Below are 11319 nucleotides of genomic sequence, written 5' to 3'. Positions count from 1 at the left end.
GTAAGACCCGGGGAACCCGTTCCCCTTACCGCTGATCGAGTCGGAGGAGACACCGTGTCCGAAGCTACCATCACCAACACCGCTCAAGGCTCCTACCCCACTGCCCACTCAGGGCGCCCGTCCAAGGTCGCTATCATTGGTGCGGGTGCTGTCGGGTCCACGCTTGCCTATGCCTGCGTCACCAAGGGCGTGGCCCGCGAGGTGGTGCTCCAGGACATTGCCAAGGAGAAGGTGGAGGCGGAGGCCCTGGACATCGCCCAGGGCATCCAGTTCACCTCCGCAGGTGCAGTCTCCGGCTCCGACGATCCGGAGATCTGCCGCGACGCTGACGTTATTGCCATCACTGCCGGTGCCAAGCAGAAGCCTGGCCAGTCCCGCCTGGAGCTGGCGGGCGCCACGGTGGGCATCATGGAGAAGATCCTGCCACGGCTGGTGGAGGTTGCTCCCCATGCCATCTTCCTGCTCGTGGCCAACCCGGTGGACGTGGTCACCTACTGCGCCAAGAAGATCACGGGTCTCCCGGAGAACCAGCTCTTCGGCTCCGGCACCGTCCTGGATACCGCCCGTATGCGTTACCTGGTCTCCCTAGAGACCGGAACCGCCACGCAGAACATTCACGGCTACATTGCTGGCGAGCACGGGGACTCCGAGGTCCCGCTGTGGTCGTCCACGGAGATCGGGGGGGTGCCGGTCACCCAGTGGGGCCAGACTCTTGACGGAGGCGTCTTTGACCAGGCCAAGCGCGACCGTATCGCCCACGACGTCGTCCGCTCCGCCTACCGCATCATTGAGGGTAAGGGAGCCACGAACTACGCCGTGGGCCTGGCGGTCCAGCGGATCATCTCCGCGGTCCTCAACGACGAGCAGCGGGTGCTGACGATCTCCCCGCTGCTCACCGACTGGCACGGGATCTCTGACGTGTGCATGGCGGTGCCCACCATCGTGGGCAGGGAAGGGGCGGGGCGGCGCCTCGAGCTCCCGCTGACCCCTGGTGAGAAAGAGGCCCTCACGGCCTCGGCCGACCACCTGCGCGAGGTGGCTCGCGGCCTGGGCTACTGACCCCGACCGCCGTTTTGGTCGGCACCCCTGGATGACGGCCTCGACCGGCAGCCCGGCCGCTCTGCCGTGGTACCGGGTGCCACCCGGGCCGCAGCAGCGTGGCAGTCGTCCCCTCTCACCCGGAGGGGCGCCCGAGGGGCGACTGCTCGGGGCTGCCGCAGGGCCATGCTGCGGGGTGTTGCGGAGGTGTTGTGTCGGGGTCGGTCACAGGGAGCGTAGGACAGCGACTACTTTGCCCATGATTGTGGCCTCGTCGCCGTCGATGGGGCGTAGGCGGGGTTGCGGGGCAGGAGCCACTGGTGCCCGTCACGCCGCGAGAGCACCTTGACCGTCGCGCTGGCGCCGTCCGGCTCCTCAAGCATGGCAGCCACGACCTCGCCAGTCTGCGCGTCGGGCTGGGCGCGTACCACAACCCAGTCGCCGTCACAGATGGCTGCCTCGGTCATGGAGTCGCCCTGGACCCTGAGCATGAACAGGTCCCCGCCCCCCGTCAGGCGACGAGGCAGGGGCATGACCTCTTCCCAGTGCTGTTCCGCCAGGATCGGGGCGCCTGCGGCGACGTGGCCGACGAGAGGGACAGGTACTGTCTCCTCTACCTCCGTCTGCGGCTCTCCCCGTGGCTCCCCGGTGGACGGCAGGTCGCGGGGAGGGCGGGGTGCCCCGTCTGTGCGTGACGGTGCCGGAACCTGGGCTGGCGTCCCCGCCGAGCCCCTCCGGTCTGCCCGGTCGGTGCTCCCGCTGCCGGGGAGCACCACCTCCATGGCGCGGGGGCGTCGGGGGTCGCGGCGCAGCAGCCCCAGCCGCTCCAGCTTGTCCAGCTGGTGCTTGACGGAGGAGGGGCTGGTCAGGCCCACAATGGTGCCGATCTCTCGCAGCGACGGCGGGTAGCCGCGGGACTCGACCGCATCTTGGACCGCCTCGTAGACAGCCCGTGCCCGGATGTCGAGGTCTGCCAGGAGGCTGTCAGCCGCAGGCGTGGTGGTGCCGCGCATCCTGGTGGTCCCGGCGGCGCGTCCGCTGTGGCCGGTGGTCGTGCTCATCGCCGTGCCTTCCCTGAGCTCGCTGCTGCCTGCCGCCGCCCTGCCCGACAGCCTGGTACCCCGCTGGCGGAGCCAGGTGGCCGCGCCCCTGGTGATCCTGCAGGCCTAGGGGCGGGGCCGGCCGGGCATTCGTGTCGTAGGCCCGTGGTGGTCTTGGTGCCCCAATCCTAGAGCCGATCGGACACGCCTTCAAACACGTGTTCGAAGAATGGTGGACGTGTCGGCTCTGGGGCGCTAGTCTATCGAACAGACGTTCGTCGAACATGTGTTCTGGAGGAGCTCGTGAGTGCAGCAGCCGTCCCACCGTCGTCCCGCCCCACCCAGAAGGTACGTGGCTGGGCTCCCGCTCCCCGGATCCGTCCCCGGCACCTGAGCCTGGTTCCTGCCGCGCCCGGGGGTGAGGAGCAGCGTCGTCCGCACCGTACGGGCGCTCGTCGCGGGACCGGGCGCCCGACCCACCTGCGGCCGGTACCTGACGTGGCCGCCCCTGTGCGTCCTGACGGCGGCGGTAGCCGGGAAGGTGGCCAGGCAACCCCCCGACTGCTGGAGATGCCCCCTCGGCGGCCGGGTGCTCCTCTGGTCGTGCGCGCCCCCGCAAGGCGCCCCTCTCGGATGTCGCTCGCTCACCCGGCGGTCCGTGCTGGACGACATCGGCTCCAGCGCGGGGGCGGGATGGCGTCCAAAGCTGTGTCCACCGCCCCGGGAGCCGAGGGGGTGTGCGCCCCGTCTGTACCTGCTGCGGTGCGGTACCTGGCCGCAGGTCTGGTGGTCACCCTCGTGGTGGCGGTGCTGGTTGCCGGGGGCATCGTGCTGTCGGCGCTGGGCCAGCCGGGCTACACCGGGACTTCCACGGCAGTTGTCCAGCCCGGGCAGTCCCTGTGGGACGTGGCCTCCTCGACGGGGAGCCCGGACGTCGCCGAGACGGTGGCCGTCATTGTCGAGCTCAACAACCTGGAGACCCCGTCGGTGCGTGCTGGGCAGCGTCTCGTCGTGCCGGTCTCCTGAGAGCCTGGTGCTGTACCAGGGTGTCTGAGGCTTGCGGTGTGACGCGGCTGGCGTTTAGTCTCCAAGGTGTCGGTCAAGCGATCACCTGGAGGTCGGTCACGTGCACTGCCCCTTCTGCCGCCATGACGGCTCCCGGGTCGTGGACTCACGAACCGCTGAGGACGGGACCTCGATACGTCGACGACGTCAGTGCCAGCACTGCGGTCGACGTTTCACCACCCTGGAGACAGCCAGCCTCTCGGTGCGTAAGCGGTCGGGGGCAGTAGAGCCGTTCAGCAGGGACAAGGTCATGGTCGGTGTCCGTCGGGCCTGCCAGGGGCGTCCGGTCTCTGACGACGACCTGGCCCTCCTGGCCCACAAGGTCGAGGAGGAGGTACGCGCCAGCGGGCAGGCTCTCGTGGACTCCCACGAGGTCGGTCTGGCCATCCTCGGTCCGCTGCGCGAGCTGGACCAGATCGCCTACCTCCGGTTCGCCTCTGTCTACTCCTCCTTTGAGTCCCTGGAGGACTTCGAGGCTGCTATCGCCAAGTTGCGGCAGGTCGGTTCCCAGGACTGAGGGTACGACCTGAGGAGCCGATCTGGCGCGCTGGCCCGGGGGTGTGGGGCCCGGACGGGCTCTTGCGCCTGGCGACTGGTGGCACACTGGGCACCATGCGCGTGCTCATCGTGTCTGACTGCTACGCCCCACGCCTGGGTGGGATCGAGACCCAGGTGCGGGACCTGGCCAGGAACCTCCTGCGGCACGGGCACGAGCCCGCTGTCGTTACCGCGACGCCAGCGGGCACTCACCGGGGGCGGGAGGTGGAACGAGCGGACGGCTTTCCCGTATTTCGTACTACCGTGCCCCTTCCTGCCGAGCTGCCTGTCCACCCTCGGGCGCGCGGGGAGATGACGTGGCTGATGGAGCACCTGCAGCCCGACGTCGTCCACGTCCACGTCGGCGTGGTCTCGCCCTTCGCCTGGCCGGGCATCGCGGCCGCGCGCCGCTGCGGCGTGCCGACAGCGATCACCTTCCATTGCGTGCTGGGAGGCTGGTCGCGGGCTGTCGGACGGCTCGGGGGCCTCAGCCCGGTCCGGTTGTGGCAGGAGGCGGGGGCCGACCTTACGGCGGTGTCCTCCATGCTGGCGCAGCAGGTACTGCAGGCGGGTGCCCGTGAGCCGGTCACGGTGCTGCCCAATGGCATCAGCCTGGCTGACTGGCACCCGGGCCCGTCAGGGGAGGGCCGACCACCCGGGGCGCCGCTGCGGGTCGTGGCCTCGCTGCGCTGGATCGGGCGCAAGCGGCCGCTGCAGGTGGTACAGGCCTTTGCTGAGGCGGTGCGGCGCTCAGGATGCCGTGACGCGGTCCTGGATGTCTACGGTGACGGCCCCCTGCGGCATCGGCTGGAGCAGGAGGTCGTCGATAGTGGCATGGCGGAGCGCATCACCCTTGTGGGACGCGTGGACCGTCCCGAGCTGGCGCGTGCCTTCGCCCAGGCGGACGTCTACCTGCAGACCTCTCCGGCCGACTCCTTTGGGATCAGCGTCCTGGAGGCCCGCACCGCCGGGCTGGCCGTGGTGGCGCTGGGCTCCTCGGGGGTCGGAGACTTCATCGAGCACGGCGTGGACGGGCTCCTGGCGGACGACGACGCAGGCCTGGCCGAGGCCCTGGCCGGGCTTCTGGCGGACCCCCAGCGCCTGGAGCGCATCAAGCACCACAACAGGACTGTTCCTCCCACCCCGGAGTGGGGCAGCGTCACGGGTATGAACCTGTCGGCCTACCGGCGGGCGGGGGCGAGAGGCTGAGCGGGGGATGACCGGGTGTCAGCGGTCCTCGTCGTGGCGCAGGGCCTCCGACAGGCGGCGTGCCGCGGCTACGACGACGGCACCGTGGGTCCGTCCGGGCTGACGGCCCATGCGGTCGATCGGTCCGGAGATGGAGATGGCGGCGACGACCTTCCCGCTGCTGCCTCGTACCGGCGCGGACACGGAGGCGACCCCGGGCTCCCGCTCCCCCACCGACTGGGACCACCCGCGCCGTCGCACCGCAGACAGCATCGTGGCGTTGAACCGGGAGCCGACCAGGCCGCGGTGGAGACGGTCCGGCTCCTCCCAGGCCAGCAGGACCTGGGCTGCGGAGCCGCCCTGCATGGACATGGTGGCGCCCACCGGGATCGAGTCACGCAGCCCGATCGGACGCTCGGCGTTGGCCACGCACACGCGTACGTCTCCCTGGCGCCGATAGAGCTGGGCGGACTCGTGGGTCTTGTCGCGCAGTGCGGCCAGGACCGGGCCTGCGGCCACCAGGAGGTGGTCCTCGCCCGCGGCCCTGGCCAGCTCTGCGAGCCGGGGGCCTAGGACGAACCTGCCCTGGGAGTCGCGGGTGACCAGGCGGTGGTACTCCAGGGCCACCGCGATGCGGTGGGCGGTGGGGCGGGCCAGATGGGTCGAGGCAACCAGGTGCGCCAGGGTGGCGGGGCCGGACTCCAGGGCGTTGAGCACCTGCGCGGCCTTGTCGATGACGCCGACGCCGCTGCTGCTCTCAGTGGGGTTGTCCATATTCTGATACTGCCATTTCAAGGTATGAGACTTCAAGTATGCTTGCCTACGAGAAGTGGCGTGGTGTCAGCATAACGTCCTGAGCGGGACGTGGAAGCGGCGACGTCCCTTGGGCCGGGGGCCGCGCACCACCGGGCCCGTGCTCGTGCCTCAAGGAAAGGAAAGGACGGCTGCGCGATGGGAATGACTCTGGCCGAGAAGGTCTGGCGCAACCACATCGTGTCCCAGGGTGTTGACGGGGCGCCCGACCTGCTCTACATCGACCTGCACCTGGTCCACGAGGTCACCAGCCCCCAGGCCTTCGAGGGCCTGCGCCTAGCGGGCCGTCAGGTCCGCCGTACCGACCTGACCCTGGCCACCGAGGACCACAACACCCCGACCCTCGACATCGACCTGCCTATCGCCGACATCACCAGCCGCGCCCAGATCGAGACGCTGCGGGCCAACTGCGCTGAGTTCGGGGTGCGTCTGCACTCCCTGGGCGATGCCGACCAGGGCATCGTCCACGCCGTCGGCCCTCAGCTGGGGCTGACCCAGCCGGGGATGACCGTCGTCTGTGGTGACTCCCACACCTCGACCCACGGCGCCTTCGGGGCGTTGGCCTTTGGTATCGGCACGTCCCAGGTGGAGCACGTCCTGGCCACCCAGACCCTGCCGATCGCGCCGTTCAAGACCATGAGCGTCACTATCGACGGGGACCTGCCCCCCGGCAGCGGTGCCAAGGACATCATCCTGGCCATCATCGCCAAGATCGGTACCAACGGGGGCAGGGGCACGTTATTGAGTACCGCGGCCGCGCCATCGAGCAGCTGTCCATGGAGGCCCGTATGACCATCTGCAACATGAGCATTGAGGGTGGTGCCCGGGCAGGCATGATCGCCCCTGACCAGACCACTTTTGACTACATCCGTGGTCGTCCCCATGCCCCTCAGGGGGAGGACTGGGACGCGGCGGTGGAGTACTGGTCCTCCCTGCGCACCGACCCCGATGCCGTTTTTGACACCGAGGTGGTCTTGGAGGCCAGGGACATCGAGCCTTTTGTCACCTGGGGAACGAATCCGGGCCAGGGGCTGCCGATCTCGGGCAGTGTCCCGGTCCCGGAGGAGATCGCCGACGAGACCGAGCGCCTGGCTGCCCAGCGTGCTCTGGAGTACATGGACCTTGCCCCGGGCACGCCCCTGCGTGACATCAAGGTGGACACTGTCTTCCTCGGCTCGTGCACCAACGGGCGAATCGAGGACCTCCGTGCTGCCGCCGAGGTGATCCGGGGCCGGGAGAAGGCCGACGGCCTGCGCATGCTGGTAGTTCCGGCCTCCGCGCGCGTACGGCTCCAGGCCGAGGCTGAGGGCCTGGATCAGGTGTTCACCAGTTTTGGCGCGGAGTGGCGCAACGCGGGGTGCTCCATGTGCCTGGGTATGAACCCTGACCAGCTCAGCCCGGGCGAGCGTGCCGCCTCCACCTCCAACCGCAACTTCGAGGGCCGTCAGGGCAAGGGCGGACGCACCCACCTGGTGTCCCCGGTGGTGGCGGCCGCCACGGCGGTGCGTGGTCGTCTGTCCACGCCCGCCGATCTGCCTGACGTCCCGCCAGAGGCAGAAGGAGCCTGATCAGATATGGAGAAGTTTGTCCGTCACACCGGGGTCGGTGCCCCGCTGCGGCGCAGCGCCGTGGACACCGACCAGATCATTCCCGCCGTCTACCTCAAGCGCATCACGCGCACCGGGTTCGACGACGCCCTGTTCGCCTCGTGGCGTGCTGGTGAGCCTGACTTCGTCCTCAACCAGGAGGCCTACAGGCGGGCCTCCGTGCTCGTGGCGGGGCCGGACTTCGGGACGGGCTCCTCGCGCGAGCACGCGGTGTGGGCGCTCAAGGACTACGGGTTCAGGGCGGTTCTGGCCCCTCGCTTTGCCGACATCTTCCGGGGCAACTCCGGCAAGCAGGGGCTGGTGACCGGGGTGGTGACCCAGGAGGACTGCGAGCAGCTGTGGAAGATCCTGGAGGCGGAGCCGGGCACCGAGGTGACGGTGGACCTAGAGCACCGCAGTGTGGAGGCGGCGGGCTTCCGCTGCTCCTTCCAGATTGACGACTACGTGCGTTGGACCCTCATGGAGGGCCTGGACGATATCTCCCTGACCTTGCAGCACGAGGACAAGATCCAGGCCTACGAGCAGGGTCGCCCCGCCTACAAGCCGCGGACCCTGCCCGCCAGGCACCTGCCCAAGGAGCAGGTCGTGTCGGCGCGCTCGACGCAGGCACCCTGAGACTGCCAGGTCTCAGGGACCTTCCCTGAGTCCAAGGACACCCTGGCCGGAGCGTTCTACGGCCAGCCTGGCCGGGAGCGCACGCCTATGCTGGGACGGCCCCGGCTGTGAGCCGTTCCGGGGCCGGGGCGGTTGCCACCGCGTCGCGCTCGGTCTGCACGTGATGGAGGAACACATGGTCGATGGTCTGCTCCAGGTGGAGGGAGGGCGTCCGCTCAACGGCGAGATCACTGTGCGCGGTGCCAAGAACCTGGCTCCTAAGGCCATGGTGGCTGCGCTGCTGGGGACCACCCAGTCGGTGCTGCGCAACGTCCCCCTCATCCGTGACGTCGACGTCGTCTCCGGGCTGCTGAGCCTGCACGGGGTGTCCATCGACTACGACCAGCGTGAGGGCGTGCTGCGCCTGGACCCCTCCAAGGTCGAGGCGGCCCACGTCGCAGATATTGATGCCCACGCGGGCTCCTCACGTATTCCGATCCTCTTCTGCGGGCCGCTGCTGCACCGGCTCGGGGAGGCGTTCATCCCCGACCTCGGTGGGTGCCGCATCGGCGACCGTCCCATCGACTTCCACCTGGAGATCCTGCGGCAGTTTGGCGCGGACGTGGACAAGCAGGTCCAGGGTATCCGGCTGACTGCGCCCCACGGCCTCAACGGCACTGTTATCGAGCTGCCCTATCCTTCTGTGGGCGCCACCGAGCAGACTCTCCTCACCGCTGTGCGCGCCCACGGGCTGACCGAGCTGCGGGGAGCGGCTGTCGAGCCTGAGATCATGGACCTGGTGGACGTGCTGCAGAAGATGGGGGCCATCATCTCGGTGGACACCGACCGCACCATCCACGTCGAGGGTGTCGAGGAGCTCGGCGGCTACAACCACGCTGCCCTGCCGGACCGTATCGAGGCGGCGTCCTGGGCCTCGGCGGCCCTGGCCACCCGGGGCGACGTCTTCGTGCGTGGGGCGCGCCAGAGCCACATGACCACCTTCCTCAACACCTTCCGCAAGGTAGGCGGTGCCTTCGACGTGCGCGACGACGGTATCCGCTTCTACCACCCTGGGGGCGACCTGCGCTCCAGCGTGGTGGAGACCAACGTCCACCCTGGTTTCATGACCGACTGGCAGCAGCCCCTGGTCGTGGCCCTGACCCAGGCCGGGGGCCTGTCCATCGTCCACGAGACCGTTTACGAGAACCGCTTCGGCTTCACCGGCGCCCTGCGCAAGATGGGGGCCACGATCCAGGTCTACCGCGAGTGCCTCGGGGGTACCGCCTGCCGCTTCGGCCAGCGCAACTTCTACCACTCGGCAGTCATCTCAGGACCTGCGCCGCTACGGGGCGCCGATATCGTGGTACCGGACCTGCGCGGGGGCTTCTCGCACCTCATTGCCGCCCTGGCGGCAGAGGGGACCAGCCGTGTCGAGGGCGTCAACCTCATCGACCGCGGGTACGAGAGCTTTATGTCCAAGCTGGCCGCCCTGGACGCGAACGTGACTCGTCTGGCCTGAGCGCGACGGAGACGGACGGAGTCGGCCTCCAGGCGCCACCTGGCGGACGGAGAACGGCTAGAGTCCTGTCGTGGCCCACCCTCAGCAGACCCGACAGTTCAGCCCGTTCTACCGTTTTGCCGCCCGAGGCGTGATCATCCCCTTCCTGCGGATGGTCTCCCGTCAGCAGGTGAGCGGGGTGGAGAACATTCCCGCTGACGGCGGCTTTATCGCGGTGGCCAACCACCTGAGCGACCTGGACTCCCTGACCGCGATGCGCAGCATCGTGGATGCCGGGATCCCGATCTACTCCCTGACCAAGTCGTCCCTGTTCCGGGTACCTGTCCTGGGGTCGGTCCTGCGTGCGGGAGGCCAGATCCCGGTGCAGCGGTCGAGCTCGGCGGCGTCTGGCTCCCTGGCTGAGGCGGAGAGGGTGCTGCGCGCTGGGGAGGCTGTCATGGTCTTCCCGGAGGGAACCCTGTCACGTGACCCGCTGAAGTGGCCCATGACAGGGAAGACGGGCGCCGCTCGGCTTGCCATGGCCACGGGGGTACCGGTCTTGCCCATGGGCCAGTGGGGCGCCCACATGATCCTGGACACCTACTCCGTGAGGCTGCGCCCCCTTCCGCGCAAGGACGTCAGAGTCAGGATCGGCGAGCCCCTGGACCTGTCGTGCTACGGCAGCGACGTCACCGACCGTGAGGCCGTGCGTGAGTGCACCGCGGAGATCATGCGCGCCGTCACCGGCCTGGTGGAGGAGCTGCGGGGGCTGAAGGCCCCGCGACCCTTTGACCTGAAGTATGACGGGGACCCGGGACGCAGGAGGGTGGGGGTGCGACGCCCCGACCCTGTGGAGCCTGAGGAGGCCCGCTCCGACCTGGGTGCCCACCTGGGTGAGGAGTCGGCATGAGGGCGGCGGTCATCGGCTCAGGGGCCTGGGGCACCACCTTTGCCTCCCTCCTGGCCCAGGCGGGCACCCCCACGACCATATGGGCGCGGCGCCGCGAGGTGGCCGAGGAGATCAACGCGGGTACCAACGAGCGCTACGTGCCGGGCCACCGCCTGCCGTCGACCGTGCGGGCCACCACCAGCAGGTCTCAGGCAGTCTATGGCGCCCAGCTTGTCGCGGTGGCCCTGCCCTCCCAGGAGGCGCGCAGTGTCCTGGGGTCGCTGGGAGGAACCCTGGGAGAGGCGGCGGTGGCCGTGTCGCTCATGAAGGGGGTGGAGCTGGGGACGGGGCTGCGTATGAGTGAGCTTCTCACCCAGGTACTCGGGCTGCCTCCTGGCAGGGTGGCCGTGGTGTCTGGGCCCAACCTGGCCGACGAGATCGCTGCCGGGCAGCCCACGGGCACAGTCGTGGCCGCCCAGGACGAGGCGGTAGCTCGTCTGGTGGCCTCCTCCTGCGCCACTGCCACCTTTCGTCCCTACACCAACACCGACGTGCTGGGGGTCGAGCTGTGCGGTGCCGTCAAGAACGTCATTGCCCTGGCCGTGGGCGCTGCCACCGGGCACGGCATGGGGGACAACTCGCGGGCCACGATCATCTCCCGCGGCCTGGTGGAGATCACCCGCCTGGGCCTGGCCCTGGGCGCCAGGCCGGAGACTTTCGCGGGCCTGGCCGGCGTGGGCGACCTAGTTGCCACCTGCTCCTCGCCCCTGAGCCGCAACCAGGCCTTCGGACGCCGCCTGGGTGAGGGGATGAGCGTGGACCAGGCGGCAGCAGCCTCACGGGGAGTGGCGGAGGGGGCCAGGTCGGCGCGGGCGGTCCTGGACCTGGCACTGGCCCAGGGGGTGGAGATGCCGATTACCGCCGGGGTGGTGGCGGTCGTGGAGGGCACGGCCACCGTCGCCGAGGTCACTGACGTACTGCTGGCACGTCCCCGAAAAGCGGAGGGGGTCCACGCCCCGCCTCACGAGTAGCCTCACGACTGAGACTAAG

Annotated in this window: 10 protein-coding genes and 2 pseudogenes; 10 read left to right on the top strand and 2 right to left on the bottom strand. The window is 69.4% G+C overall.

Annotation, left to right across the window (positions count from 1 at the left end; all coding sequences use genetic code 11):
• The first annotated feature begins 54 nt into the window (after positions 1-54).
• On the top strand, positions 55-1059 hold the full coding sequence (locus D5R93_RS08445; RefSeq protein WP_119836082.1) for an L-lactate dehydrogenase: 1005 nt from the start codon (positions 55-57) through the stop codon (positions 1057-1059).
• A gap of 204 nt (positions 1060-1263) precedes the next feature.
• Here D5R93_RS08445 and lexA read toward each other — a convergent pair.
• Positions 1264-2099: pseudogene (gene lexA, locus D5R93_RS08440) on the bottom strand (transcriptional repressor LexA).
• Here lexA and D5R93_RS13305 point away from each other — a divergent pair.
• The 4 genes from D5R93_RS13305 (at position 2041) to D5R93_RS08425 (ending at position 4889) form a co-directional block, all read left to right on the top strand.
• Complete coding sequence (locus D5R93_RS13305) at positions 2041-2208, top strand: hypothetical protein (RefSeq protein WP_162933728.1); 168 nt, start codon at positions 2041-2043, stop codon at positions 2206-2208. The pseudogene lexA and the gene D5R93_RS13305 overlap by 59 nt on opposite strands.
• Positions 2209-2381: 173 nt before the next feature.
• Positions 2382-3104 carry a LysM peptidoglycan-binding domain-containing protein gene (locus tag D5R93_RS14115; protein WP_243106672.1) on the top strand — a complete coding sequence of 241 codons (723 nt, stop codon included), beginning with the start codon at positions 2382-2384 and terminating at the stop codon, positions 3102-3104.
• Positions 3105-3204: 100 nt separating this feature from the next.
• On the top strand, positions 3205-3660 hold the full coding sequence (gene nrdR / locus D5R93_RS08430; RefSeq protein ID WP_119836079.1) for a transcriptional regulator NrdR: 456 nt from the start codon (positions 3205-3207) through the stop codon (positions 3658-3660).
• 95 nt (positions 3661-3755) lie between these two features.
• Positions 3756-4889 carry a glycosyltransferase family 4 protein gene (locus tag D5R93_RS08425; protein ID WP_119836078.1) on the top strand — a complete coding sequence of 378 codons (1134 nt, stop codon included), beginning with the start codon at positions 3756-3758 and terminating at the stop codon, positions 4887-4889.
• 18 nt (positions 4890-4907) lie between these two features.
• Here D5R93_RS08425 and D5R93_RS08420 read toward each other — a convergent pair whose 3' ends face one another.
• Positions 4908-5642: an IclR family transcriptional regulator gene (locus D5R93_RS08420; protein ID WP_119836077.1), complete on the bottom strand. Its 735-nt coding sequence runs from the start codon at positions 5640-5642 to the stop codon at positions 4908-4910.
• 177 nt (positions 5643-5819) lie between these two features.
• Between D5R93_RS08420 and leuC the strand changes: the two are divergent.
• The 5 genes and pseudogenes from leuC to D5R93_RS08395 all read left to right on the top strand — a co-directional run bounded on the left by leuC (position 5820) and on the right by D5R93_RS08395 (position 11300).
• Positions 5820-7249: pseudogene (gene leuC, locus D5R93_RS08415) on the top strand (3-isopropylmalate dehydratase large subunit).
• A gap of 6 nt (positions 7250-7255) precedes the next feature.
• The gene (gene leuD / locus D5R93_RS08410) at positions 7256-7903 is read left to right on the top strand and encodes a 3-isopropylmalate dehydratase small subunit (RefSeq protein ID WP_119836075.1); all 648 of its coding nucleotides are present in this window, start codon (positions 7256-7258) and stop codon (positions 7901-7903) included.
• Positions 7904-8078: 175 nt separating this feature from the next.
• Positions 8079-9401, top strand: a complete 1323-nt coding sequence (gene murA / locus D5R93_RS08405; RefSeq protein ID WP_119836074.1) for a UDP-N-acetylglucosamine 1-carboxyvinyltransferase — start codon at positions 8079-8081, stop codon at positions 9399-9401.
• A 151-nt stretch (positions 9402-9552) separates the two neighbouring features.
• Positions 9553-10290 (top strand): lysophospholipid acyltransferase family protein, encoded by a 738-nt coding sequence (locus D5R93_RS08400; protein ID WP_119836196.1) that lies wholly within the window; start codon positions 9553-9555, stop codon positions 10288-10290.
• Positions 10287-11300 (top strand): NAD(P)H-dependent glycerol-3-phosphate dehydrogenase, encoded by a 1014-nt coding sequence (locus D5R93_RS08395; protein ID WP_120204715.1) that lies wholly within the window; start codon positions 10287-10289, stop codon positions 11298-11300. The genes D5R93_RS08400 and D5R93_RS08395 overlap by 4 nt, the downstream gene beginning before the upstream one ends.
• The last annotated feature ends 19 nt before the right edge of the window (positions 11301-11319 follow it).

This window comes from Actinomyces lilanjuaniae (assembly GCF_003606385.1).
GTDB classification, from domain to species: domain Bacteria; phylum Actinomycetota; class Actinomycetes; order Actinomycetales; family Actinomycetaceae; genus Actinomyces; species Actinomyces lilanjuaniae.
The sequence above is the reverse complement of the archived record's forward strand: the minus strand, read 5'-3'. Positions and strand labels throughout refer to the sequence as shown.